Genomic DNA, 25,103 nt, shown 5'->3' on the forward strand with positions numbered 1-25,103 from the left:
CAGCGGCAGAGGCTATTATTGGGCCGTAATGGTTAATTCTATTTCCAATAAGTTAATAGCTATTATCATTTTTGTTATTTAGATTTAACTTTTCCTGCTGTTAGCATCCTCTGTCGTCACCAACCGTATTGGTTTAGCGATCCGCCGATATCGTTATCAGGCCCCGTCAGGATCCCGCTCACCGCTCATTAAACGATAAAAATTATTTGTCAGGCGATGAATGCCATTACCTGTCTTTCAAACCAGGAGAAAGGGTACTGTGAGTCTTAACCAGCCCCTGCAAGGGGTGCGCATCGGCATCGATGTCGGCGGCACCTTTACTGATTTCGTGTTGTTCAATCCCGCCGGCGATCGCTTCTTCTATCATAAGCAGCCCAGCGTGCCGCAGGATCCCGCGCTGGCGGTCAGCCAGGGGCTGTGCCAGCTGCTGAGCCAAAGCCGCCTGCAGGCGCGCGACGTCGCGCTGCTGCTGCACGGCACCACGCTGGGGCTTAACGCCATTATCCAGCGCCAGGGCGCGCCCATAGCCCTGGCGGTCAGCCGCGGCTTCCGCGATGTGCTGGAGATCGGCCGCGCCCGTATGCCCTCATCCTTTGATTTCCATGCCGGACGCGAGCCCCCGTTTGTGGCGCGCGACCGGGTGCTGGAAATCAACGCCCGCTTCAATCCCGCCGGCGAGGTGACCGACTGGCCGGGCGAGCCTGAGCTGGATGCGTTGGCCGGGCGGATCCGTGGTCTTAACGTCAGCGCCGTCGCCCTGATGCTGATTAACGGTTACGCCAATCCGCAGCAGGAACAGCGCCTGGCCGACATTCTGAGGCGGAAATTGCACGACGCGGATATCAATATTCTGTCGGCGGCAGCGCTCTGGCCGGAAATCCGCGAATATGAACGCACGCTGGTCGCCGGGCTGAATGCCTATATTCAGCCGCTGATGAGCCGTTACTTTACCCGTCTGGCGTCCCTGATCGAGGAGTTGGGCATCGCGGCGCCGCTGCTGGTGAGCGCATCGAACGGCGGCGTTCTGCCGCTGGATTCCGCCCTGAGCCGCCCGGTGGACACGCTGCTTTCCGGCCCGGCTTCCGGCGTGACGGCGGCGCTGCAGCTGGCGGCGGATTGCGGCGCCGGCGACATTATCAGCTTCGATATGGGGGGCACCAGCAGCGATATCGCCATCGCGCAGGGCGGGGAGGCGGAAATGGTCACGCGCACCGAAATCGGCGGTTTACCGCTGGTGCTGCCGGTGGTCGGCGTGTCGGCCATCGGCGCCGGCGGCGGCTCCATTGTCTCGGTGGATGACTACGGGGTGCTGAAAGTCGGCCCGTTAAGCGCCGGCGCCGATCCCGGACCGGCGGCCTACGGGCGCGGCGGAACGCAGGCGACCTTGACCGACGGCTACCTGGCGTGCGGCATTGTCGATGCGGCGTCGTTTCTCGGCGGCGCGATGCCGCTTAGCGCGGAAAAGGCGCGGGCCGCGCTGGCGAGGGTGGCGGAGCGGCTTGCATTCAGCGGGGAGGATGCCGTCGCCCGCGCCGCCAGCGGCGCGCTGGCCGTGGCCACCGCGCAAATGGCCGCCGAAATGCTAAAAGCGCTGGCGCAGCGCGGGCTGGAGCCCGCGGCGCTCACGCTGGTGCCGTTTGGCGGCGCCGGTCCGACCCACGCCAATTTTCTGGCGCAAGAGGCCGGCATCAGGCGCATTCTTATCCCCCCGCGCCCCGGAACCTTCTGCGCCCAGGGGGCGGCCACCGCCAGCCTGCGCCGCGATTTCGTGCGCAGCTTACGGGTGAGCGTCACCGCGCACCGTCTGCCGCAAATCAACGCCACCCTGCGGCAACTGGTTACCCAGGCGGAGCAATGGTTCAGCGCCAGCGCCCGTCATCTGACGCAAACCGTCCGGGTGAATATCGCCGCCGATATGCGCTATGCCGGGCAGGCCTATGAGCTGAAGATCGCGCTGGCCGACACGCAGGCCGCCTTGGCGTCGTTGACCGTGGCGGAACTGACGGTGGAGCGACTGCGTCAGGCATTCCACCGCCGGCATCAGCGGAGCTATGGTTTTCGCGACGACGAGGCGGAGATTGAGCTCACCACGCTGCGGCTGTCGCTGATCGGCCAACTGCCCGCCCTGCCGGCGATGGCGGCCGCCGACGCCGGCGATGCCCCGGCGGTTTCTCATCGGCCGGTGTTTTTGCAGCAGCGCTGGCTGAACGCCCGCGTCTATCAGCGGGCGGCGCTGCGCCCCGGCGACCGCTTTAGCGGTCCGGCCATCGTTGAGCAGCAAGACACCACCGTACTGGTGTTGCCGCACTGGGAAGCCACTACCGACCGGCTGGGCAATTTACATCTTTCCCGCCTGGCGCCGCCGGAGGAGCACGCGCTATGAAACTCGATCCGGTGACGCTCGAAATACTCAACAACAAACTGACCGCCTTAACCGAGGAGATGTGCCATACGCTGCAACGCACCGGCAGAACCCTGTACGTGAAAGAGACCGCCGATTTCTGCTGCGCGCTGGCCGACCGCGACGGGCGTTTTTTCGCCTATCCGCGCGGCATCGGCGTGTCGGGCTTTGTGGGGCTGAACTGCCTGGCCGCCATTCAGGCGGTGGGCGAGCTGCAGCCGGGCGACGTCATCCTTACCAACGATCCCTATCGCTCCCGCGGGTTGGCGACCCATCTGCCCGACCTGCAGGTTATCGAACCCTATTTTCATCAGGGCGAGATTATCGCCTACGGCTGGGCGTTTCTGCATGCCTCCGACGTGGGCGGCAACGTTCCCAGCAGTATTTCGCCGACCAACAGCGATCTGTTTCAGGAAGGGCTGCAAATCCCGCCGGTCAAACTGGTGCGCGGCGGCGAGCTCAATCAGGATATTATTCTGCTGCTGCGCGCCAACAGCCGCACGCCGGATGCCAACCATGGCGATCTTCAGGCGCTGCTGGCGGCGCTGGCCGCGGGGCGCCGGCGTCTCGCCGGCATCGTCGCCCGGCATGGGGCAGACGGCGTTCTGGCGGCGCAGCAGGATTTGCCGGCCTATTCCGCCAGCCGGGCGCGCCAGGCGTTACGGCGCATCCCCGACGGCCATTACCAATTCTCGGACTATCTCGACGATGAGGCCGGCAGCGGCCTGCCGGTCAGACTGGCGCTGAAAATCGCGGTGGATGACGGGAACATCCACCTGGATTTCCGCGGCACCGATCCGCAGGTGGCCGCCGCCATCAATATTCCCAGCCACGGCGAGGTGCATAGCTGGCTGACCCTGCGCATCCTGGCGCTGGTGTGTACGCTGGACAAAACCGTGCCGCTCAACGTCGGTCTGCTGGCGCCGGTTACGCTCTTCGCGCCGCCCGGTTCACTGGTCAACCCGCTCTATCCCGCCGCCGTCGGCGTCCGCCATGCCGCGGCGGTGCGCATCAATGACGTGCTCAACGGCGTGCTGGGACAGGCGCTGCCCGACATTATGCCGGCGGCCAGCGGCGGCGCCATTATTCCGCTGGTGGTGGCGCAGCGCAGCGAACGGGGGCAGAACGTGCAGGTTATCGAACCCATGGTGGGCGGCGGAGGGGGACGCTTTGGCTGCGACGGCGTGGACGGCCGCGATAACAGTATCTCCAATCTGGCGAACAATCCCGTCGAAATGGTGGAAGCGGAAACGGCGGTCGAGATCCGCGAATACGCCCTGCGCGCCGATTCCGCCGGGGCCGGACGGTGGCGCGGCGGCTGCGGGCAACAAATCCGCGTGCGGATTTTACAGGATGACACCCTGATTCTGGCGCGCGGCATGGAGCGCCTGCGCTTCCAGCCCTGGGGGGCGCAGGGCGGCTTGCCGGGCGGCGCGACGCGCCTGACTCTCAATCCGCAGCGCGACGATGCGCGGACGCTGGGAAAAATCGATCTGCTGCCGGTCAAGCGCGGGGATGAAATTCTGCTGCAAACCGCCGGCGGCGGCGGCTGGGGCGATCCCTTTTTGCGCGATGCCGAGCTGGTGAAGCGCGACGTGGCGTTGGGACTGGTCAGCGCCGCCGCCGCCCGCGAGCAGTACGGCGTGGTGCTGAATGACCTGCGGATCGACGTCGCCGCGACGGCGCGGGCGCGCCGGTCAATACGTCAGATCTCTTCACGCGGCGCGCACTGGGACAACTGGCAGCAGATCTTCGACAGCGACTCCCTCGACCGGCTCAACGCGGCGCTTTACGCCCATCCGCCTTCCCGGCGCAGCCGGCTGCGCCGGGAGTTTTACGCCGCCATTCTGGCGCAATTGCCGGCGGATTTTCCCCAGGTCGCGCCCGATCCGCAGACGCGCGAGCGCATTCGGCGACAGTGGCCGCAGCGGCTGCTGGCGCTACAACAAGCCAATAACAGGTTATCTACCGACTAATCAGCCAGGAGTAATGCTATGCGTAAACTGCCCTTTAAACGGTTACTGCTTTCCCTTGCCATCGGCCTGGCGTCGTTTGCCGGCCAGGCGGCGTCCGACGACGCCCCGGCGCCGACCGACAGCGTGGTGATCGGGGTGTATGGCGGCGACTGGGAAAAGAATATCCGCAGCGCCGGACTCGATCGGTTCGCGCAGGAAAACAATATCAAAGTCACCGTGGTGGCCGGGGCGGATGCCGAGTGGTTCGCCAAACTGCGCGCCGCCAAAGGCCGCCGCGCCCCGTACGATATCGTGGTGTTTCAGCCCGATACCATTCAGCGGGCGATAGCCGCCGGTCTGCTGCAGCCGCTGGACGCGCGGCATATCGCCAATCTGGACAAGCTGTACGCCTCGGTGCAGCAGCGCTTCGTCAGCGAGGGCAAAACCTACGCCGCCGCTTTCAGCCTCGGCCAGTTGGGGCTGGCGTACCGCAGCGATCTGGTGCCGCATGCGCCGAAAAGCTGGCTGGATCTGTGGGACCCGGCCTATAAAGGCCACGTCGCCATCTCCTCGCCCACCTACGCCGCCGGGCTGCAATTTTTCGCCGGACTGGTGCACGCCCTCGGCGGCAAGCTGGAAAACGGCGCCGACGTGGATAAAGCGTTCGCCAAGCTGGCCGAACTGAAAGGCCAGGCGGTGGCTTTCCCGGATAGTCCCGGCGCCATTCAGACGCTGCTGGAGCGCGGCGATGCCTGGGTGGTGCCCTACTGGGACGGCCGCGTTTTCGCCCTGAAACAGCAGGGGCTGAAAATCGACTTTGTGTATCCGTCGGACGGTCCGGTGGTGGGGGCGGCGAACTGGGCGATCCCCAAAGGCGCGCCCAATCTGGCCAACGCCTATAAGCTGGTGAATTACCTCTCCGGCGCCGAGGTGCAAAAAGCCTTCTCCGACAAATCGCTCTACGGCATGACCAACAAAGAGGTGCAATACAGCGATAGCCTGAAGAGCCAGGTGCAGGTGGGGGAGGAAGCCTATAACCAGCTGATCTGGATCGACTACGCCACGGCGACGCCGAAGCTGGCGGAGTGGACCGCCCGCTGGAGCAAGGCGCTCGGAGGAGGGCAATGAGTTGGTTGTATCTCGAGGATATTGAACGCCGTTTCGCCGAGCACGTGGCGCTGGACGGCGTGAGCCTGCAGATTGAGCAGGGGGAATTTTTCTCCCTTCTCGGCCCCAGCGGCTGCGGCAAAACCACCCTGTTGAATATTATCGCCGGTTTTCTCGCCCCCAGCCGCGGGGCGGTGCTGCTCGGCGGCCGGGATATTACGCCGCTGCCGCCGTATCAGCGCGCCATCGGGATGGTGTTTCAGAACTACGCGCTGTTTCCGCACCTGTCGGTGTTTGATAACGTGGCGTACGGCCTGAAGGTGAAAAAGCTGCCGCGCAAGGCTATCGCCGACCGGGTGAAACAGGTTTTGGAACTGGTCAGGCTCGAAGCCCTCGGCGGACGCATGCCCCATCAGCTTTCCGGCGGTCAGCAGCAGCGGGTGGCGATCGCCCGCGCGCTCGCTATCGAACCGCAGGTGCTGTTGCTGGATGAGCCCTTGTCGAATCTCGACGCCAAACTGCGTAAAGAGATGCAGGATGAACTGCGCGCCTTGCAGCGGCGCGTGGGCATCACCACCATTCTGGTCACTCACGATCAGGAAGAGGCGCTGGCGCTTTCCGATCGCATCGGCATTCTCGGCCAGGGACGCCTGCAACAGGTGGGCACGCCGCTGGCGCTGTACCGGCAACCCGCCAACCGGTTCGTCGCCGAGTTTATCGGTCAGGCGAATCTTTTTGACGTGCATGCGGCGGGCGGCGAGGGCGACTTTGCGGCGCAGCGGCATTTTTCCGCCGCCGATCGGCCGCTGCGTCTGCGGGTCAAGCAGACTCCGGCCGATGCGCCGTCCGGACTGATGCTGCGCCCCGAGCGTATCCGGATAACGACGGAACCGTCGGCGGAAGCGGTCAATCAGACGCCGGCCATCCTGCGGGAGGCCAGCTATACCGGCGCCGTTATGCGGCTGCGGCTGGCACTGCCCGGCGGCGGCGAGCTGCTGGCGCATAGCGCCGACGGGCAGTTCGACGCCATCCCCGCGCCGGGCACGCCGTTTACCCTGAGCTGGCGCAGCGATGACGTGATCGCCTTGCCCAATGCGGCGGAGGCGTGATGAGCGTAAGGTCATACTCCCGCGACGCCGGGCGATTCTCCTGGGCGTTACTGACGCCGGCGCTGATCTTCCTGCTGCTGTTTCTGCTGGCCCCGCTGGCGCTGCTGGCGGTGCAGAGCCTCGGCAACGTCGACAGCCTGCTCGAACCGCTGCCCGGCTACGGTCTGTCGCAGTACCTGATCGTATTCACCTCGCCCGACTACCTGCACGCCTTATGGACCACCCTGTGGGTTGCGGTCTTTACCGCGCTGCTGTGCCTGTTGCTGGCCTATCCGGCGGCGTGGCTGCTGGTGTCGGTGCGCGGCCGGGGATGGCGCACCCTGCTGTATGTGGTGCTGGTTTCGCCCCTGCTGACCAGCGTGGTGATCCGCACCTTTGCCTGGATTGTGCTGCTGGCCCAGAACGGATTGATCAACGATCTGCTGGTGTCCGCGGGCGTCGTTCCCCGGCCGCTGGCGCTGCTGTGGAATATGCCCGCGGTGATCATCGCCTACGTGCAGGTGATGCTGCCGTTCGCCGTCTTGCCGCTGGTCACCTCGCTCAATGAGATCGCCCCCAATCTCAAACTGGCGTCGATGAGCCTTGGCGCGGGGCGGATTGAAACCTTTCGGCGCATTGTCCTGCCGCTGACGATTCCGGGCATGCTGACCGGCTTTATCATCGTCTTTGCGCTGGCGGCCGGCAGCTACATCACGCCGCTGCTGATTGGCGGACGTTTACAGCCGCTGCTGCCGATCGCCATCTACCAGCAGGCGTTGCAGATCGCCAATCTGCCGCTGGCCGCCGCGCTGTCGCTGACCCTGCTGTTCGCCACGCTGCTGGTGGCGTTTTTAGCCGGGGGAATACTGAAACGCTGGGAAAGAAAAACCTATGGTCACTAACAATAGGCGCGCCGCCGCGCACGGCCGCTGGCTCACCCTGCTGGCGGGGGCGACGGCGGTGATTATTTATCTGTTTATGGCGCTGCCGGTGCTGGTTATCGCCCTGTCGGCGTTCAGTCCCGACGCCTATCCGCAATTTCCGCCGCGGGGATTTTCGCTGCGCTGGTTCTACGCCCTGGCGGAAAATCCCGGCTGGGGAGAGGCGCTTAGCGCCAGCGTTATGCTGCTGTTGATCGTCACGCCGGTCACCGTGCTGCTGGGAACCGGCGCGGCCTATGCGCTGGCGCGGCTGCAATTCAGGTTTCGCGACGCCTTGCAGGCTTTTATCCTTTCGCCGCTGATGATCCCGCAGGTGGTGCTGGGCATCGCGCTGCTCTATGTGCTCACCGCGGCGGGCATGGCGGGCACGATTGCCGGGCTGGCGGTGGGGCACGTTATCGTCGCGCTGCCCTATACGGTACGCACGGCCAGCGTCAGCCTGGCCTCCATGGATCGCCGTCTGGAAGACGCGTCGATGAGTCTCGGGGCGGGGCGGCTGTATACCTTTTGGCACGTTACGCTGCCCTTGATCAAACCCGGCATGGTGGCGGGGGCCGTGTTCGCCGCCGTGACCTCGTTTGGCGAGGTGTCGGTCAGCCTGTTTCTCACCGCGCCGCAGACGGTCACCATGCCGGTCAGGATTTTCAATTATATCGACCAGACCTTCGATCCCGCGGTCAACGCCATTTCGGTGATATTTATTTTCGTCGCGATAATTACCCTGGTGGTGATTGAAAAGAGTATCGGTTTGACCAAGGTGTTGTAATCTCCCCCTTTGCTCTGTCTCTTATACACAAATCCAAGGAACCTCTAGAGACCATGTGTATTCTGGTCTTGGGTTCATTCTTGGTTCTTTGTTTTTTGCTTTTCGTCGGCGTAAAAAATTATGCTGAGGAATGGGAGGTCTCCCGAATGAGCCGCACGGACGCGGCGAAAGCCAGTGCCGCGGCGGGAGCGCGTCAATGGCGGTTCGACAGGAGACCTCCGATTCCGAAGGCACCGCGAAGCGGCATAATTTCAGCCGATAGCCAGGGTTCGCAGGGCTGCGGCGACTGAGCGCCCTGCGTCGGGCGCGTGCTTCGACGTGGCATAAAAATCCCTTTCTTTTCGCGCACGAAATAGCGCTGAACTCACATATACCGTTAACAGTATATGTGACTAAGAGACAGCCCTTCGCAGGGGGAGGGGATTTAGTTGGCGGGGATCGCCGTGCCCCATTGCCGCCACTCTTTCGGCTCTTCGTTATGCAACAGGAAATGTTTTCCTTCCTGCGCCCGCGGGGAGAGCGGGGTGGCGGCCGGGGTGGCGAAGGCGATGCCGCCGCGGATAAACTGCTGGAAGGTGCCGCTTTTTATCACTCCGCCGGTAAGGCCGAACTCCAGGTTATAGCCGGACGCCAGCCAGAATACCGAGTTGTTTCTCACCAGATGCTGGTAGCGTTTACTGATGCGCAGGGCGACGGAGATGCGGTCGGACAAAACGCCCAGCGACAGCCCGGTCACGGTGCCCACTTCAATCCCGCGGAACAGCACCGGCGTGCCCACCTGTAACGTACCCGCTTCCGGCGCGTCCACGCTGATGTTTAATCCATCCTGATAGCGGGAGTCCGAAATGGAAGCCTGCTGCAGCTCAAAACTGCGGGTAACCCCGCCGCCGCCGGGTTCGACGTTGATATAGGGCTGGAACAGGGTTTCCAGATGATTGACCCCCGCCGCTGAAATCTCCGGCGTCACCACCGAAAAGCGCGTTCCGGCGCGGGCGAAGCCGCTTACGTATTCGGGATAAAGCACCGCCTGCACCAACACTTCATTGCGCCGCTCCGCCAGCTTCAGCGATTCAAGCTGGCCGATATCGATTCCCAGATAGCGGATCGGCATGCCCGGCGCCAGTTTGCCGGCGTCGAAGGTTCGCAGAGTAATGCGGCTGCCGACGGCGCGCGCGGCGGTTTCCGTGCCGTAAAGCACCCGCCTGCCGCCTTTGATTTCCGGCGCGCCCGCCAGATTGTCAAAGCTGATGGCGCCCCTGAGGGCGCGGTTAAGCGGCGATGCCTGCACGGTCAGCCCGGAGGTGTTTAACTGGATGCGGGCGCCGCCTTCGGCCCAGAAGACGCTGTTATCCGTCAGCAATTTGCGGTGTTCCGGGCGAATATAGACGTCCACCTCGAAATAATCCGCTTTCGGGCGCACGTGCATGATTTCGCCGACCTGAAACTTGCGGTACAGCACGATGGAGCCGTCCTGGATATCGGGCAGACTATCGGTCACCAGCGTCAATGTCGGAGAGGGGGCGGCGCCGCGAACGCCTTCCTGCGCCTTTTCGAGGTCGCTGTAGAGCGGATAACGTTGCAGCACCTCCCCTTTGCCGCCGGGCAACACCTGGACGCCGCCGCTGATCCACTCCTGCGCGCTGGCCCCCTGCATTTGAATGCCGTCCAGCCCCAGTTTGACGTCCAGACGGCTGTTGGCGACGAATTTGCTGTCGCTATGCAGCAACTGCCGGTACTGCGGCTCTATCGCCAGCACAAAGCCGACGCCTTTTTCGTCCAGCGAGCGCTTGACCACCTGACCGATCTGCACGCCGTGCAGCAACACCGGCTGTCCGCTATCGATACCGTAGCTTTGCGCGGCGTTAAGCTGGATCGACAGGGCGCCGGGCTGTTGCGGGCCGCCGTCCGCCACGGTGAAGTGGTGGCGCGGCTCGCCCTCGCCGGGGATCAGCGTCAGCGTCGGACCGCTTAGCAGGCGGGGAATATTCAGATCGCTGAATGACAGGCGCGGTTTGCTCAGCTCGATACGCGTCCCTTCACGCATTAACGCGATCACCGCCGGGTCGATAATCAGCTCGCCTTTGACTTTATCGCCGTTGGGGATAAGGGTTATCTTCTCCAGCGTTCCCACTTCCAGCCCCTGATACATCAGCGGCGTACTGCCCGCCGTCAGATTATCGCCGGACGGCAGGTCGAGCGTGATCACCACCCCGCGCTGGCTTTGCGCCAGATTGGGGTAGAGACGATAGGATTGCTCCGCGCCGGCCTTTTCGCCGTCGTCGGGGGAGTCAAACGCCACGGCGCCGTTGACCAGCGCCGCCAGATTTTCCATTTCGATTTTGGCGCCGCTGAAGCCGACGTCGGCGTTAAGGCCGGAGACGTTCCAGAAGCGGCTGTTCTTCTTGACCAGATGGGTAAAGCGCCGTTCGATCAGCACGTCGATCATCACGCCATGGTGGTCCGGCGAGACGGTGTAGTCGTAGATTTTGCCCACCGGGAGTTTGCGGTAATAGACCAGCGAGCCGTTACTGAGCGAGCCTAAATCATCGGCGTGCAGATGGATCAGCAGTTCGCCGGTATTGACCCGGTATTTGGGCTGGGTATCCAGCGCGGAGAAATGGTCCTGCGGTTCGCCTTCGCCGGGCATCATACCGATATAGTTGCCGCCCACCAGCGCGTCCAGGCCGGAAACGCCGGCCAGCGACGCTTTCGGGGTTACCAGCCAGAACTGGGTGCCGCTGCGCAACGCCTCTTGCATATCGTTTTTTATGCTGGCCTCGACCTGGATGGTGCGTAAATCGTCGCTGAGCTTAATGTCCTGCACGGTGCCGACTTCGACCCCCTGGTAGCGTACCGGCGTACGGCCGGCGACGATGCCGTCGGCGGAGATGAAATCAATGGTGACGGTGGTGCCGCGCTCCTGTTGATTGGTGTACACCAGCCAGCCGGCGATCAGCAGGGCAATCAACGGCAGCAGCCAAAACGGCGACAGGCGGCGTTTGTTTTTCACCGTGGCCGCGGTTGGTGTCTCAGGTGTTTTGTCTTGCATCGTTATCCCACATCAGTCGGCTATCCAGCCATTCAACGGCCAGAATCGTTAGAATCACCGCGGCGCCGAAATAGAACGCCGCGGGCCCCATGGTAAAAGCGAGTAATTGATCGCGGTTGACCAGCGACATCGTCAGCGCTATGACAAACAGGTCCAGCATCGACCAACGGCCGATCCAGCGCATCATGCGCAGCATCTTCATCCGGGCGGAGAGGCCGTCCTCAATGCGCAGATGAATACTTAACAGCAAGCCGCACAGCACAATCACTTTAGTAAACGGCACCAGAATGCTGGCGATAAACACCACCAGCGCCACAGGAATATTGCCCGAGCCCAACGACAAAATACCGGAGAAAATGGTGTCTTCGGTACGCACGCCGTTGACGTAAATAATGGAGATCGGCAGCAGGTTGGCCGGCAGCAGTAGGACCACGGAGGCGATCAGCGCCGCCCAGGATTTTTGCAGGCTGTGTCTGCGCCGCGGGCGTAGCGGCACATGGCAGCGCGGGCAGCGTCCCCGGTTATCGGGCGCGCTGGTAAAATGGCAGGCGAGGCATATCCGGTAGCGTTGCGGCGAGATAATCGGCCGCAGACGGGGATAAAACCGCTGCCATAGCTGATCGGTATTCAGGTGGATGATGGTCAGTACGCTCAGCGTCATTAACACCAGATAGGCAATCAGGCCGCCGCCGGGCTGCACGTCGGCGAACTCCCGCACCTTGATGGCGGCCACCGCCATGCCGACCAGATAAATATCCAGCATCATCCACTCTTTCAGCTTCCCCAGCATTAGCAGAATCGGGCGCAGATTCATGCCGATGCGCGGCGCAAAAAACAGATACAGCAGCGAAAACACCAGCGTCAGCGGCGCGCCGACGGTGCAGAAAGCCACCATGCTGGCGGTTATCGGATGCCCCTGGCGCGTCATTTGCCAGATGCCTTCAAACAGGCTGGCGTTAATGGAGACGCCCAGCAGGCGGATACTGATCAACGGTTCGGTATAGGCGAACGGCATCAGCACCAGCATGGCGACGGCCATGGCCGCCAGCCGGGAGATGGACCAGTCGCGCCCGGAACTGACTCTGGCGTTGCAGCGCGGGCAGTTTGCCGTCTGATTGCGTTTAACGATCGGCAACGTGAAACAGGCATCGCACTCGGGACAGCGGTGATAGCGCAGCGCTTTCCCGGCGGGCATGTCGGCGCCGTCGGCATAGGGCGGCCTGGCCGACGGGAATGGCGCAGGGCTCATTATGTTGACTATTTTCATATTCCCTGCTGTCGGATTGACTCGCCTTCTAGTATATCAGGTGCCGGTCACCACGGTAGCAGAACCATGGCGCATAACGGGATGCGGCGTCAGGCAAAACGGGACTACACTTGGTATGCGACAGGATTAAATGACAAATAGCACGATATGCGCGGTCCCGCTATTTAAAGAGAATGATTCTGCGCGCTAATGAAGAAATCTTGTGGCATGCTGTAGCGGATCCTCATATATGGCTATTGCGGTGCATGCATATGGCTGGGTAGATTCAAAAAGATAGAATAGTATTTTATGAGCAAACAACAATTTTATAGCGACCTGATCGGCGATTTATCCGCGCTGATTGCGGGCGAAAATCGTTTTATCACCATCCTGGCGAATAGCAGTGCGTTACTGTTTGAACGTTTGGCTGAAGTTAACTGGGCCGGATTTTACCTGCTGGAACGGGACTCGCTGTTTCTGGGGCCGTTTCAGGGGCGGGTCGCCTGCGTGCGTATTCCGCTGGGTAAAGGCGTATGCGGTCGGGCGATCGCAGAAAACCGGATTCAACGCGTCGGCGACGTACATGCGTTTCCCGGCCATATTGCCTGTGACGCCGCCAGTAACGCCGAAATTGTACTGCCGTTGACGGTTAGCGGCCGTCCGATCGGCGTTTTAGATATTGATAGCACTGTTTATCAACGGTTTGACGCAGACGATGAGGAAGGGCTTAAGGCTGTGGTGACGGCACTTTGTACGCAACTGGCAGAGAGCGATGTGCTGACTTTTATCAATTCTCCCTCGTTGAGGCAAGGATAACGTAGCATTTGCCGATGGCGTCATTATAATGACGCCTGTTCATGCCTGCGCCGGTTGGCAAACCCGTTGTAATCAGGAAATTTCATGGAAAATCAACCTAAGTTGAACAGTAGCAAAGAAGTCATTGCCCTTTTGGCAGAGCGGTTCCCGCTTTGTTTCACCGCCGAAGGTGAAACACGTCCGTTAAAGATCGGTATTTTTCAAGATCTTGTAGAGCGCGTATCTGAAACGGATAACCTTAGCAAAACGCAATTGCGTTCCGCATTGAGGCTCTACACCTCTAGCTGGCGTTATCTGTACGGTGTGAAACTGGGCGTACAGCGTGTGGATCTGGACGGCAATCCCTGCGGGGAGCTGGAACAGCAGCACGTCGACCATGCCCGTAAACAGCTGGAAGAAGCGAAAGCCAGGGTTCAGGCCCAGCGCGCCGAGCAACAGGCGAAGAAACGTGAAGCCGGAGAAAAGGCCGACCCCGCGCGTACTCGTCCGGCAAACGGAAAAAATGCGCCGCGCCGCGAGCGTGACGCCGCGAACGCCTCGCCGCGTAAACCTCGCCAGCCGTCTTCCCGCCAGTCGCCGTCCTCCACTCAGCAAGCCGCCAGCGCGCAGTCCCGTCAGGCAAAACCCGCCGGCAACGAGCCTCAGCAGCAGCGGGTCGCGGTTACGGACGTCACCAAACTGCAAATCGGTCAGGAAATCAAAGTCAGAGCTGGCAGAGACGCCATGGATGCCACTGTGCTTGAGATTGCCAAAGGCGAAGTCAGGGTTCAGCTGGCTTCGGGAATGGCGATGATTGTACGCGCAGAACATTTGCAGTTCTGATACGGAGGCCAACCTGGGCATGAACAAATTAGCCAGAATGACCGCCATCGCAGGACTACTGCTGGCGGGCGCGAGTTTTGCCAATGAGAATATTACGCGTGTTGAACAGATTCCTCAGCTGCATCAGGAGCCTCAGCATGCCACGGTGAGCGACAGGGTCGCGTCGCGTTTTCTGCGCTCGCACTATCGCCAGTTTATGCTGGATGAGCAGTTCTCCGAGAAGATTTTTACCCGCTATCTCAATATGCTGGACTACAGCCATAACGTGCTGCTGGCCTCCGACGTCGCGCAGTTTGCCGATAAGAAAACGAAGCTGGGCGACGAACTGAAGTCCGGCCGGCTGGATCTTCCCTATGCGCTGTATAATCTGGCGCAGAAACGGCGTTTTGAGCGTTTTCAGTATGCGTTGTCGGTACTGGACAAGCCGGTGGATCTGACCGGCAACGACACCTTCGAGCTGGAGCGCGACAAGGCGCCCTGGCCGCAAAATACCGGCGAGCTGAACCGCCTGTGGGATGCCAAAGTCAAATATGACTGGCTGACCCTGAAGCTGACCGGTAAAGAAGATAAGGACATCAAGGAAACGCTGACCAAGCGCTATCAGTTTGCCATTCGCCGTCTGGCGCAGAGCAACAGCGAAGATGTCTTCCAACTGATCATGAACGCCTTCGCGCGGGAAATCGATCCGCATACCAGCTATCTGTCGCCAAGAAATACCGAACAGTTCAATACCGAAATGAGCCTGTCGCTCGAAGGGATTGGCGCGGTATTGCAGATGGATGACGACTACACCGTGATTAATTCCATGGTGCCCGGCGGCCCGGCGGCGAAAAGCAAAAACATCACGGTGGGCGATCGCGTCGTCGGCGTCGGTCAGAATGGAAAACCGATGGTGGATGTCATCGGCTGGCGGCTGGATGACGTGGTGGCGCTGATTAAAGGACCGAAAGGCAGCAAGGTGCGGCTGGAAATTCTGCCGGCGGGCAAGGGCACCAAAACCCGTATCGTTACGCTGACGCGCGAGCGCATCCGTCTGGAAGACCGGGCGGTCAAGATGTCGGTGAAAAACGTCGGCCAGGCGAAAGTCGGCGTGCTGGATATTCCGGGATTCTACGTCGGGCTGACGGATGACGTGAAAGTACAGTTGCAGAAGCTGGAAAAACAGCACGTCAGCAGCGTGGTCATCGACCTGCGCAGCAACGGCGGCGGCGCGCTGACCGAAGCGGTAGCGCTGTCCGGCCTGTTTATCCCCAGCGGACCGGTGGTGCAGATCCGCGATAATAACGGCAAAATCCGCGAAGACAGCGACACTGACGGCACCCTGTACTACAAAGGACCGCTGGTGGTGCTGGTAGACCGTTTCAGCGCCTCGGCGTCGGAAATCTTTGCCGCGGCGATGCAGGATTACGGCCGGGCGCTGATTGTCGGCGAGCCTACCTTTGGTAAAGGCACCGTACAGCAGTACCGCTCCCTGAATCGTATTTACGATCAGATGCTGCGCCCCGACTGGCCGGCATTGGGCTCCGTTCAGTACACCATCCAGAAGTTTTATCGCATCGATGGCGGCAGCACCCAGATGAAGGGGGTAACGCCTGACGTGATGATGCCGACCGGAACCGAAACGGTGGACACCGGCGAGAAATTCGAGGACAACGCGCTGCCGTGGGATAGCATAAAAGCGGCCAGCTACGCCAAAAGCGGCGACCTGAAGCCGCTTATCGGCACGCTGAATGAGCTTCATCAGCAGCGCATTGCCAAGGATCCGGAGTTTCAATATATCGCCGAGGATATCGCTCGCTATAACGCGTTGAAAGATAAACGTAATATAGTATCGCTCAATCTTGCCCAGCGCGAGAAAGAGAACGACGACGACGAAGCGATGCGTCTGAACCGGATTAACGACCGGCTGGCCAGAGAAGGCAAGAAGCCGCTGAAGTCGCTGGAAGATTTGCCGAAAGACTATCAGGGTCCCGATCCCTATCTGGACGAAACGGTGCATATCGCCCAGGATCTGGCGCAGCAGGAAAAACGCTGACCTGACTCCACCCCAACGCCTCCCCTTCGCCGGGGAGGTCGCAAATCCAGCTATCGATGGCCTGTCCCAAAGGGACGGGCCATTTTTTTTACTTTGCTTGATATGAGTCAAGGGCGCATATCGGGTCGGGAATATGATTGAAAATAATTATTAGTCATATTCACCCCCGGTGCCGGATGACGATATTAAATATAATTATTTGATTTTAATTTTATTTTATAGAAGCAAAGGAAATATAAATGGCGTTACTACTGCAAACATTACTGGATATTCCTCTTAACGCCAACGCCGTGGTCGCGCGTATTCGGCTGAGCGGGGAAAGCCAGCAGCGCCTGACCGAGTTGGGCATCCGCGTGGGCGGTAACGTGCGCGTTATTCAGCGGGAAGAAAATCAGCCGCTGATGCTGGCCGCCGGCGACGGACGCATCGCCATTAATTGGGATATGGGAAAACAGGTGTGGGTTTCCCCACAGCAGGCGCACTAACAGAAGGTGAGTGATGATGTCTCTGGATGAATTAACGGTCGCGACCAAATGGCGCGTTATTGGCTTTCAAAAAGGCTCGCCCGATTATCGCAAGCGCTTGCTGGCATTGGGCGTGACTCCCGGCGTGGAGTTCGCCGTATCGCGCATTGCTCCGTTGGGCGACCCGATCGAATTGCGCTTGCGCGGCGCGGCAATCAGCGTGCGTAAGGGCGAAGCGCAAATACTTATTCTCGAAAAATGCTGAATCAATAAAATCAGGTAGGAAAACTTATGGATGCGCAACCGGTTATTTGTGTTGTCGGCAACCCTAATTGCGGTAAAACGACGCTGTTCAATGTGCTTACCGGCGGTAAGCAGACGGTAGGCAACTGGCCGGGAGTGACGGTAGAGAAAAAGGTCGGCCGCTATCGTTATCAAAACCAGTTCACTACGCTGGTCGACCTTCCCGGCGTCTACTCGCTTAACCCCTCGTCGGAAAGCTCGGAAGATGAACGCGTCGCCAGAGATTATATTTTATCCGGCGCGGCGGATCTGGTATTGAATATCGTCGATGCCTCCAATCTGGAGCGAAATCTTTATTTAACCGCGCAGCTGCTGGATATGAATGTCCCGATGGTGGTCGCCGTTAATATGATGGATATCGCCGCGTCGCGTAAATTGGACATCGATATTGCGGCGCTCCAGCAGCGTCTGGGGTGTCCGGTCATTCCGATTACCGCCAGCCGGAAAAAAGGCATCGAAAACCTGCGCCGGACCTGTGCCGCGGCGGTAGCCCATCCGGTAACTCCCGACGTCGCCATTCCTTACGATGAGCCGCTGCAGCTGGCGGCCAAAGAGATGGCGCAACGGCTGTCTGAAGAGGCCGGCGTAAAAAATCCCTACTGGCTGGCGCTGCAGCTGCTTGAGGGCGACGCCACGGTGCGCGCCGCTGTTCCCGCCGCGCAGCTGGCGATGGCGGACGCCAGGGTAGCGGAGCTGATCGAACGCTATGAGGACGAGCTGGATATTTTCCTCGCCGATGCCCGCTATCGGTTTGTCTCGGCGATCGCCTCGGCGGTAATTACCCGCCGCGGCGAAATGTCGGCCACGCTGACGGATAAAATCGATCGCATCGTACTGCACCGTTTTCTGGGCATCCCGATATTCCTGCTGGTGATGTACCTGATGTTTGTTTTCACCATCAATATCGGCAGCGCCTTTATCGATTTCTTCGATCAGTTCTTCGGCACTATTTTTGTCGACGGTCTGGGGGAACTGCTGCTTGCCGTCCATACCCCCGCCTGGCTGAAAACGCTTATCGCCGACGGCATCGGCGGCGGTATTCAGACCGTATCGACGTTTATTCCGGTGATTGGCTGCCTGTATCTGTTCCTGTCCTATCTGGAAGACTCCGGCTATATGGCGCGGGCCGCGTTCGTTATGGACCGTTTTATGCGCAGCATCGGCCTTCCCGGCAAGGCGTTTGTGCCGTTGATTGTCGGCTTCGGCTGCAATGTCCCGGCGGTGATGGCCACCCGCACCATGGAAAAACAGAGCGACCGCATCGTCACCGTGATGATGGCGCCCTTTATGTCGTGCGGCGCGCGTCTGCCGGTCTATGTGCTGTTCGCCACCGCGCTGTTTACCAGCGGCGGGCAGAATCTGGTGTTCGGCCTGTATCTGGTGGGGATTATCGCCGCGGTCGCCACCGGGTTTATGCTGAAAAACACCGCGCTGCAGGGCGAGGCATCCACCTTCGTTATGGAGATCCCGCCCTACCATCTGCCGGGGTTGCGCAGCGTGCTGATCCGCACCTGGGACCGGCTGAAAAACTTTATCTTCCGGGCCGGGAAGCTGATTGTCATCGTGGTCACCGTATTGGGTTTTCTCAATTCGATGGGGACGGACGGCAGCTTCGGCAATCAGGACAGCGATAAATCCGTGCTGTCGGCCGTCGGGCAAAAAATCGTTCCGCTATTCGCGCCGATGGGCATAAAACAGGAAAACTGGCCGGCGGCGGTCGGCGTATTTACCGGCATCTTCGCCAAGGAAGCGGTGGTGGGGACGCTGGATTCGCTCTATGGCGCCATGGCGGAAGCGCAGAGCGAGGACGCCGCGCAGCCGGAAGAGCCGTTCAGCCTGCAGGCGGGGATAGTCGGCGCGCTGGCGACCATTCCTGAAAATCTTAGCGGGCTGGGCGGCGCCTTGCTGGATCCGCTGGGCATTGAGGTCGGCGATTTAAGCGATAGCGCGGCGGTGGCCGAGGAAAACGAATTTTCGGTAACGTCGCTGACGGTGATAAGCCAGCTGTTTGACGGCCGGCTGGGGGCGTTCGCCTACCTGCTGATGGTGCTGCTGTATGTTCCCTGCGTGGCGGCGGTAGCCGCTATCTGGCGCGAGGTCGGCACGGCGTGGACGCTGTTTTGCGTGGTCTGGACCATTGAACTGGGTTACGGCGCGGCGGTGCTGGTTTATCAGATCGGACGCTTTGCCCAGCATCCGGCGTATTCAACATTGGCGATCGCCGGCGTGCTGTTGGCGTTGCTGATAACCGTGCTTTGCCTGCGGCGCAGTGCCGGCGCCAACCCGCGGGTCGCGGCGCATAACCTGAACGAAAGCGCCTGAGTGGTGAATTCCGCAGGCGGGGGCATGCCGCCTGTTCGGAGGATATATGAGCTTAATTGAATTACGCGATTATGTGCGACAGCAAAAGCGGGCGTCATTGCAGGATATCAGCCGCGCGTTTCGCGCCGATCCGGGCGTTATCGAAGGGATGCTGGCGGTCTGGGTGCAGAAAGGAAAAATACGCCTTTATCAGGCCGAGGTCGGTGAAACGTGCGGCAGCTGCTGTTCGTGCGATAAAAGCCTGGGTCAGTATTATGAGTGGGCCGGCCGGTAGTTTTGTTCTCCCGAACGGCAGGGCATCCGCCTGCCGTTCGGGGAATAGCGGTTAGCGTCCCGCCTTTAACTGCTGGAAATAGGTTTCATACAGCGTGCTGGCGCCGCCGACGTCGTTCTGCCATTCGCCGTTGTTAATCACCGCTTCATCGGGATACAGCGTCTTGTCGCCGGAAACGTCCGGCGGCAGCAGTTTCTTCGCCGCCAGGTTCGGCGTCGGGTAGCCGATGGTCTCCGCCACCTGCGCGGCTATTTCCGGGCGCAGCAGGAAGTCGATCATTTTCATCGCCCCTTCGACGTTTTTAGCGTTGGCCGGAATAGCCAGGCTATCCATCCAGAAAATCCCGCCCTCCCGCGGCCATATGATATCCAGCGGCGTGCCGGCCTGGCGCGCCACGTAGGCCGAGCCGTTCCACACCATTCCCAGGTTTACTTCGCCTTCCATAAACGGGTTTCCAGGGTTGTCCGAATTGAACGTCAGCACGTTGGGCATCAGCTTCCGGAGCTCTTTGTAGGCGGCTTCTATCTGCTGCGGATCGGTGGTGTTGGCGGAATAGCCCAGCTTGCGCAGGGCGATCTGGAACACCTCGCGCGCGTCGTCGGTCAGCAGCAGGCTGTTTTTATACTGCGGATCCCACAGGTCGGCCCAGCTGTCGACGCTGGCCGGATCGATGACCTCACGGTTAATGCCGATGGCGGTGGCGCCCCAGATATAGGGGACCGAATAGTCGTTATGGGGATCGAACGACTTGTGCAGCAGGTTGGGGTCGAGATGATGGAAGTTGCCGAGCTTGCTGGTATCTATTTTTTGCAGCATGCCTTCCTTACTCATTTTGGAAATAAAGTAGGTCGAAGGCACCACCAGATCGTAAGCGCTGTCCTGATAGGTTTTCAGCTTGGCGTACATGCTCTCGTTGGATTCATAGGTGGAGTAAATCACCTTGATGCCGGTTTCTTTGCTGAACTGTTCCAGCAGGCCGGGGGGAACATATTCAGTCCAGTTGTAGAAATAGAGCGTTTTACCGGCGTCGGCCTGCGCCGCGTTAAGGCTGAATGCCATGGCGCAGGCCGCCAGCAGATGTGGCCACTTCTTCATTGCGTCGATCTCCTTATAGGTCCCAAAGGTTATACCCGTTATTATTTACCGCTGCGGTCGCGCAGCACCCACTGGCTGCCGAGCACCAGCAATAAGGATAGCATCAGCAGAATCGTCGCCAGCGCATTCACTTCCGGCGATACGCCCACTTTGACCATCGAATAAATTTTCAGCGGCAGGATTTCATAGGCCGGCCCGGTGACGAAAGAGGACACCACCACATCGTCCATCGACAGGGTAAAGCTGAGCAGCCAGCCGGCCGCCACCGCGGGCATCGCCAGCGGCAGAATGATTTTGCGCAGAATGGTCGCCTCGCCGGCGCCCAGATCGCGGGCGGCTTCCAGCATTCGCACATCAAACCCTTTCAGGCGCGAATAGACGGTGACCACTACAAAGGGCAGACAAAAGGTAACGTGGGAAAACAGCAGCGACCAGAATCCCAGCGATATCCCCAGCAGCATAAACAGCACCAGCAGGGAGATGGCCATCACGATATCCGGCGACATCATCACCACGAACAGCATGCCGCTGACGAAAGGCTTACCGCGAAAGCGATAGCGATAGAGCGCCACGGCGGTCAGCGAACCGATCAGCGTGGCGAAGGTGGCGGAAAATACCGCCATGGTCAGCGAATGCTGCGCGGCCTGCAACAGGCTGTCGTTATTCAGCAGCAGCCGATACCAGTCGAGGGTAAACCCCTGCCAGTTGATGCCGAAACGCGCCTGATTAAACGAGTTCACAATCAGGATGATGATGGGGATATACAAATAGGCGTAAATAACGGACATAAATCCGCCGCGCAGCAGACGTCCTATCATTCCAGCTCCCCCTTTTTGTTCAGCATGCGGGCGGTGCGATAGTAAACCAGCAGCAGCAGCCCCATGATCAAGGTCAGGCAGATGCTGGTGGCGGCGCCGAACGGCCAGTCGCGGATATTCAGGAATTGGCTTTTAATTACGTTGCCGATAAGCAGGTTTTTGGCGCCGCCCATTAAATCCGCCACGAAAAACAACCCCATCGCCGGCAGCAGCACCAGCAGGCAGCCGGCGATAATGCCGGGCATGGTGAGCGGAATAATGATTTTTACAAAGCGCTGCCATTTGCCGGCGCCTAGATCGCGGGCGGCCTCAAGGTAGGATTTATCCAGCTTTTCAATGCTGGAGTAGAGCGGCAGAACCATAAACGGCAGCAGTATGTAGATAAGACCGAGAATCACCGCCTGCGAGGTGTACATGATGCGCAAAGGCGACTCGATAAGGCCGATCCACAGTAAAAACTCGTTCAGGTAGCCGCGGGTGCTCAGAAACAGCTTTAGCCCGTAAATGCGGATCAGCGAGTTGGTCCAGAACGGGACAATCAGTAAAAACATCAGCAGCGGGCGCACCTTTTGCGGCAGGCGCGCCAGAATAAAGGCGAAAGGATAACCCAGCAGCAGGCAGCACAGCGTCGCAATGGCCGCCATATTCAGCGAATGCAGCAAGACCGAGGCGTACAGCGGATCGGCCAGCCGCGCGTAGTTATCCAGGGTAAACGCCAGGCTGATAAAGTTCGCATCGTCGCGGGTTAAAAAACTGGTGCCGATAATCATCAGATTGGGCATGAAAACGAACAGCACCAGCCAGGCGACGATAATGGTGATAATGGTGTTCTGAAAGCGTTTACGCGGCTTCTTCATCGTGCAGAACGACCTCCCAGCTTTCTACCCAGGTGACCGCCACTTTCTGATCCAGCGAGTGGTCCACGTCGGGATCGTCCTCGTTAAAGAATTCGCTGACCATCACCATTTTGCCGCTTTCCAGCTCGATACTGGACTCCAGCGTCATGCCCTTATAGTTACGTTCGCGCACATAGCCGACGATGCCGTCCGTCTGCGCTCCCTCGTCGATCTCTTTTACCCGCAGATCTTCCGGGCGCAGCAGCACATTAAGGTGCTGCCCGGCATGCACCGGGAAACCGACGGCGATGACGCACTCGCAGCCTTCAACCCGGGCGCGCACGCGCTGGTCGTCAATCCGTTCGATAACGGTCGCGTCGAATATATTGATTTCACCGATAAAACTGGCCACGAACAGGTTACGCGGCTCTTCGTAGATTTCACGCGGCGTGCCGTCCTGTTCGATGCGCCCGTCGCGCATCACCACGATGCGGTCGGACATCGTCAGGGCTTCTTCCTGATCGTGGGTGACGAAAATAAAGGTGATGCCCAGGGTACGTTGCAGCGCCTTCAGCTCGTTTTGCATCTGCTTGCGCAGTTTGTAGTCCAGCGCCGAGAGCGACTCGTCCAGCAGCAGAACCTTGGGCTTGTTCACCACGGCTCTGGCGATCGCCACGCGCTGCTGCTGTCCGCCGGACAACTGGTGCGGCCGGCGCGGCGCCAGCTCGTCCAACTGCACCATTTTCAGCGCTTCCAGCACGCGCGGGGCAATTTGCGCCTCGGGGGTTTTTTGCATCCGTAATCCGAAGGCGACATTGTCAAAAACGCTGAGGTGGGGGAATAGCGCGTAGCTCTGGAATACGGTGTTGATATACCTATGCTCGGCAGGCTGGTGGGTAATATCCTCGTTATCCAGGATGACATTGCCGCCGTCCACGTTTTCCAGACCGGCGATCAGGCGCAGCACCGTGGTTTTCCCGCAGCCGGAAGGGCCGAGTATGGTAAGAAACTCACCATTATTAATGGTGAGATTAAAGTGGGAAATGATCTCTTTGCCATCAAAACTTTTATGGACGTCGAGCAGTTCAACGACCGGAGTAGCAGGACGATTATCTTTCATTTAGGGTTATTGCTCTATTTCCTGGTATGACGCATCTACGCGGGTATTCGGCGCGATCTATGTCAAGGGTTATCACCTTTCAGCCTACGAGCTCAGTTAAGGGTCGGCATTCTACGGGAAAGCGCGCCGAACGCCAACTTGTGCCGCGATACTTAGCGATAACCAGCACAAATCCCGTGCCGAGCGGATAATACGCCGGATCATTATGTTGTATGCTTGTTGTTTTATTGAGTGAACTTTGTAAGTTACAGTCGGTGCGCCGCCGGGTTTATGCCGTTATTTGAGCGCCGCGGCGGATAAACATCAAGGTTTTCCCTGCGCGTGCTAACACGGTAAAAACTGACCTGACGCAATATTTGCCTTAGGTGCCGTCCCCATAATGAAACGCAGGGTTCAAGAGGCAATAGCGATGGATAAATTACTCGATCGATTTTTAAATTACGTTTCTTTTGATACGCAATCAAAAGCGAGTGTCCGGCAGGTGCCAAGTACCGAAGGTCAGTTGAAGCTTGCCCGCGCATTACAACAGGAACTGCTCGAACTGGGGTTTGAGCAGGTCACGCTAAGCCAGCATGGCTGCGTTATGGCCACGCTGCCCGCCAACGTTGCCTGGTCGGTGCCGACCATCGGTTTTATTTCCCATATGGATACTTCTCCCGACTATTCCGGGAAGCACGTTAATCCGCAGATTGTGGAAAACTATCGCGGCGGCGATATCGCGCTGGGCATCGGCGACGAAGTGCTTTCGCCGGTGATGTTTCCGGTACTGCATCGGCTGCTGGGACATACGCTGATCACCACCGACGGCAAAACGCTGCTCGGCGCGGATGACAAGGCCGGCATCGCGGAAATTATCACCGCGCTGGTGCGGTTGCGAAAACGCCAGGTGCCGCACGGGGAGATACGCATCGCCTTTACGCCGGATGAAGAGGTCGGCAAAGGCGCGCAATTCTTTGACGTGCCGGCGTTCAATGCGCAATGGGCGTATACCGTCGACGGCGGCGGCGTGGGGGAGCTTGAGTATGAAAACTTTAACGCCGCCTCGGTGACGGTGAAAATCGTCGGCAATAACGTCCACCCCGGCAGCGCCAAAGGGGTGATGGTCAACGCGCTTAATCTGGCCGCACGCTATCATCAGGAGGTGCCCGCCGATGAGACGCCGGAAAACACCGACGGCTATCAGGGCTTTTATCATCTGCACAGCATCAAAGGCGTGGTCGAGCGGGCGGAAATGCACTATATCGTGCGCGACTTTGATCGCAACGGGTTTGAACAGCGCAAGAAAAAAATGCTGGATATTGCGGAAAAAGTGGGAAAAGGACTGCATCCCGACTGCTATATCGAGGTGACGATAACCGACAGCTACTACAATATGCGCGAGCAGGTTGAGCAGCATCCGCATATTATCGCGCTGGCGCAGCAGGCCATGCGCGATTGCGATATCGAACCGGTGCTTAAGCCCATCCGCGGCGGCACCGACGGCGCCCATCTGTCGTTCCTGGGGCTGCCTTGTCCCAATCTGTTTACCGGCGGCTACAATTATCACGGCAAACATGAGTTCGTCACGCTGGAAGGCATGGAGCAGTCGGTGGCGGTGATTATGCGTATCGCCGAACTCACCGCATTACGCGCCAAAGGCTAAAAA

The 25,103-nt window shown here is 59.6% G+C and carries 20 protein-coding genes; 14 read left to right on the forward strand and 6 right to left on the reverse strand.

Going from position 1 to position 25,103, the window contains the following annotated elements; all coding sequences use genetic code 11:
• The first annotated feature begins 259 nt into the window (after positions 1–259).
• The 6 genes from MFP24_RS22390 to MFP24_RS22415 are packed head-to-tail and all read left to right on the forward strand — an operon-like array spanning position 260 to position 8,258.
• Entirely contained in the window at positions 260–2,383 is a 2,124-nt protein-coding gene (locus MFP24_RS22390; protein WP_249232458.1) for a hydantoinase/oxoprolinase family protein, read from the forward strand.
• Positions 2,380–4,377 (forward strand): hydantoinase B/oxoprolinase family protein, encoded by a 1,998-nt coding sequence (locus tag MFP24_RS22395; RefSeq protein ID WP_249232457.1) that lies wholly within the window; start codon positions 2,380–2,382, stop codon positions 4,375–4,377. Before MFP24_RS22390 ends, MFP24_RS22395 begins: the two co-directional genes overlap by 4 nt.
• Before the next feature lie 18 nt (positions 4,378–4,395).
• Positions 4,396–5,484 carry an ABC transporter substrate-binding protein gene (locus tag MFP24_RS22400; RefSeq protein WP_249232456.1) on the forward strand — a complete coding sequence of 363 codons (1,089 nt, stop codon included), beginning with the start codon at positions 4,396–4,398 and terminating at the stop codon, positions 5,482–5,484.
• Positions 5,481–6,572, forward strand: coding sequence for an ABC transporter ATP-binding protein (locus MFP24_RS22405; RefSeq protein ID WP_249232455.1), 1,092 nt, complete (start codon positions 5,481–5,483; stop codon positions 6,570–6,572). The genes MFP24_RS22400 and MFP24_RS22405 overlap by 4 nt, the downstream gene beginning before the upstream one ends.
• Positions 6,572–7,453, forward strand: a complete 882-nt coding sequence (locus MFP24_RS22410; RefSeq protein ID WP_249232454.1) for an ABC transporter permease — start codon at positions 6,572–6,574, stop codon at positions 7,451–7,453. Before MFP24_RS22405 ends, MFP24_RS22410 begins: the two co-directional genes overlap by 1 nt.
• Entirely contained in the window at positions 7,443–8,258 is an 816-nt protein-coding gene (locus MFP24_RS22415) for an ABC transporter permease (RefSeq protein WP_249232453.1), read from the forward strand. The genes MFP24_RS22410 and MFP24_RS22415 overlap by 11 nt, the downstream gene beginning before the upstream one ends.
• A gap of 424 nt (positions 8,259–8,682) precedes the next feature.
• On the opposite strand, the gene MFP24_RS22420 is transcribed toward MFP24_RS22415, so the two are convergent.
• The gene (locus MFP24_RS22420; RefSeq protein ID WP_249232452.1) at positions 8,683–11,307 is read right to left on the reverse strand and encodes a PqiB family protein; all 2,625 of its coding nucleotides are present in this window, start codon (positions 11,305–11,307) and stop codon (positions 8,683–8,685) included.
• On the reverse strand, positions 11,288–12,574 hold the full coding sequence (gene yebS, locus MFP24_RS22425; RefSeq protein ID WP_283164129.1) for a membrane integrity lipid transport subunit YebS: 1,287 nt from the start codon (positions 12,572–12,574) through the stop codon (positions 11,288–11,290). The genes MFP24_RS22420 and yebS overlap by 20 nt, the downstream gene beginning before the upstream one ends.
• 288 nt (positions 12,575–12,862) lie before the next feature.
• On the opposite strand from yebS, the gene MFP24_RS22430 reads away from it, so the two are divergent.
• From MFP24_RS22430 to MFP24_RS22460, 7 genes are all read left to right on the forward strand, one after another.
• Positions 12,863–13,369, forward strand: a complete 507-nt coding sequence (locus MFP24_RS22430; RefSeq protein ID WP_249232451.1) for a free L-methionine (R)-S-oxide reductase MsrC — start codon at positions 12,863–12,865, stop codon at positions 13,367–13,369.
• 84 nt (positions 13,370–13,453) lie between these two features.
• On the forward strand, positions 13,454–14,191 hold the full coding sequence (gene proQ / locus MFP24_RS22435) for an RNA chaperone ProQ (RefSeq protein ID WP_249232450.1): 738 nt from the start codon (positions 13,454–13,456) through the stop codon (positions 14,189–14,191).
• 19 nt (positions 14,192–14,210) lie between these two features.
• Complete coding sequence (gene prc, locus MFP24_RS22440) at positions 14,211–16,226, forward strand: carboxy terminal-processing peptidase (protein ID WP_249232449.1); 2,016 nt, start codon at positions 14,211–14,213, stop codon at positions 16,224–16,226.
• Positions 16,227–16,465: 239 nt separating this feature from the next.
• On the forward strand, positions 16,466–16,711 hold the full coding sequence (locus MFP24_RS22445; RefSeq protein ID WP_249232448.1) for a FeoA family protein: 246 nt from the start codon (positions 16,466–16,468) through the stop codon (positions 16,709–16,711).
• Between the two features lie 13 nt (positions 16,712–16,724).
• Positions 16,725–16,955, forward strand: coding sequence for a FeoA family protein (locus tag MFP24_RS22450; protein WP_249232447.1), 231 nt, complete (start codon positions 16,725–16,727; stop codon positions 16,953–16,955).
• 26 nt (positions 16,956–16,981) lie between these two features.
• Positions 16,982–19,315, forward strand: coding sequence for a Fe(2+) transporter permease subunit FeoB (gene feoB / locus MFP24_RS22455; RefSeq protein WP_249232446.1), 2,334 nt, complete (start codon positions 16,982–16,984; stop codon positions 19,313–19,315).
• A 46-nt stretch (positions 19,316–19,361) separates the two neighbouring features.
• Positions 19,362–19,589, forward strand: coding sequence for a FeoC-like transcriptional regulator (locus MFP24_RS22460; protein ID WP_249232445.1), 228 nt, complete (start codon positions 19,362–19,364; stop codon positions 19,587–19,589).
• Positions 19,590–19,640: 51 nt separating this feature from the next.
• On the opposite strand, the gene potD is transcribed toward MFP24_RS22460, so the two are convergent.
• From potD to potA, 4 genes are read right to left on the reverse strand one after another with little or no spacing between them, the layout of a single operon-like run.
• The gene (gene potD, locus MFP24_RS22465) at positions 19,641–20,684 is read right to left on the reverse strand and encodes a spermidine/putrescine ABC transporter substrate-binding protein PotD (RefSeq protein ID WP_249232444.1); all 1,044 of its coding nucleotides are present in this window, start codon (positions 20,682–20,684) and stop codon (positions 19,641–19,643) included.
• Between the two features lie 41 nt (positions 20,685–20,725).
• Positions 20,726–21,502, reverse strand: a complete 777-nt coding sequence (potC, locus tag MFP24_RS22470; protein WP_136167779.1) for a spermidine/putrescine ABC transporter permease PotC — start codon at positions 21,500–21,502, stop codon at positions 20,726–20,728.
• Positions 21,499–22,359, reverse strand: coding sequence for a spermidine/putrescine ABC transporter permease PotB (gene potB, locus MFP24_RS22475; RefSeq protein ID WP_249232443.1), 861 nt, complete (start codon positions 22,357–22,359; stop codon positions 21,499–21,501). Before potB ends, potC begins: the two co-directional genes overlap by 4 nt.
• The gene (potA, locus tag MFP24_RS22480; protein WP_249232442.1) at positions 22,343–23,458 is read right to left on the reverse strand and encodes a spermidine/putrescine ABC transporter ATP-binding protein PotA; all 1,116 of its coding nucleotides are present in this window, start codon (positions 23,456–23,458) and stop codon (positions 22,343–22,345) included. Before potA ends, potB begins: the two co-directional genes overlap by 17 nt.
• Before the next feature lie 409 nt (positions 23,459–23,867).
• On the opposite strand from potA, the gene pepT reads away from it, so the two are divergent.
• Positions 23,868–25,100, forward strand: coding sequence for a peptidase T (gene pepT / locus MFP24_RS22485; protein ID WP_249232441.1), 1,233 nt, complete (start codon positions 23,868–23,870; stop codon positions 25,098–25,100).
• The last annotated feature ends 3 nt before the right edge of the window (positions 25,101–25,103 follow it).

The sequence above is a fragment of the Brenneria tiliae genome (genome assembly GCF_023347575.1).
GTDB lineage: Bacteria > Pseudomonadota > Gammaproteobacteria > Enterobacterales > Enterobacteriaceae > Brenneria > Brenneria corticis.

Coding starts and splice junctions, on each gene's coding strand:
- MFP24_RS22395 (WP_249232457.1), top strand. CDS start 2,380: ATGAAACTCGATCCGGTGACGCTCGAAATACTCAACAACAAACTGACC.
- MFP24_RS22400 (WP_249232456.1), top strand. CDS start 4,396: ATGCGTAAACTGCCCTTTAAACGGTTACTGCTTTCCCTTGCCATCGGC.
- MFP24_RS22405 (WP_249232455.1), top strand. CDS start 5,481: ATGAGTTGGTTGTATCTCGAGGATATTGAACGCCGTTTCGCCGAGCAC.
- MFP24_RS22410 (WP_249232454.1), top strand. CDS start 6,572: ATGAGCGTAAGGTCATACTCCCGCGACGCCGGGCGATTCTCCTGGGCG.
- MFP24_RS22415 (WP_249232453.1), top strand. CDS start 7,443: ATGGTCACTAACAATAGGCGCGCCGCCGCGCACGGCCGCTGGCTCACC.
- MFP24_RS22420 (WP_249232452.1), bottom strand. CDS start 11,307: ATGCAAGACAAAACACCTGAGACACCAACCGCGGCCACGGTGAAAAAC.
- yebS (WP_283164129.1), bottom strand. CDS start 12,574: ATGAAAATAGTCAACATAATGAGCCCTGCGCCATTCCCGTCGGCCAGG.
- MFP24_RS22430 (WP_249232451.1), top strand. CDS start 12,863: ATGAGCAAACAACAATTTTATAGCGACCTGATCGGCGATTTATCCGCG.
- proQ (WP_249232450.1), top strand. CDS start 13,454: ATGGAAAATCAACCTAAGTTGAACAGTAGCAAAGAAGTCATTGCCCTT.
- prc (WP_249232449.1), top strand. CDS start 14,211: ATGAACAAATTAGCCAGAATGACCGCCATCGCAGGACTACTGCTGGCG.
- MFP24_RS22445 (WP_249232448.1), top strand. CDS start 16,466: ATGGCGTTACTACTGCAAACATTACTGGATATTCCTCTTAACGCCAAC.
- MFP24_RS22450 (WP_249232447.1), top strand. CDS start 16,725: ATGATGTCTCTGGATGAATTAACGGTCGCGACCAAATGGCGCGTTATT.
- feoB (WP_249232446.1), top strand. CDS start 16,982: ATGGATGCGCAACCGGTTATTTGTGTTGTCGGCAACCCTAATTGCGGT.
- MFP24_RS22460 (WP_249232445.1), top strand. CDS start 19,362: ATGAGCTTAATTGAATTACGCGATTATGTGCGACAGCAAAAGCGGGCG.
- potD (WP_249232444.1), bottom strand. CDS start 20,684: ATGAAGAAGTGGCCACATCTGCTGGCGGCCTGCGCCATGGCATTCAGC.
- potC (WP_136167779.1), bottom strand. CDS start 21,502: ATGATAGGACGTCTGCTGCGCGGCGGATTTATGTCCGTTATTTACGCC.
- potB (WP_249232443.1), bottom strand. CDS start 22,359: ATGAAGAAGCCGCGTAAACGCTTTCAGAACACCATTATCACCATTATC.
- potA (WP_249232442.1), bottom strand. CDS start 23,458: ATGAAAGATAATCGTCCTGCTACTCCGGTCGTTGAACTGCTCGACGTC.
- pepT (WP_249232441.1), top strand. CDS start 23,868: ATGGATAAATTACTCGATCGATTTTTAAATTACGTTTCTTTTGATACG.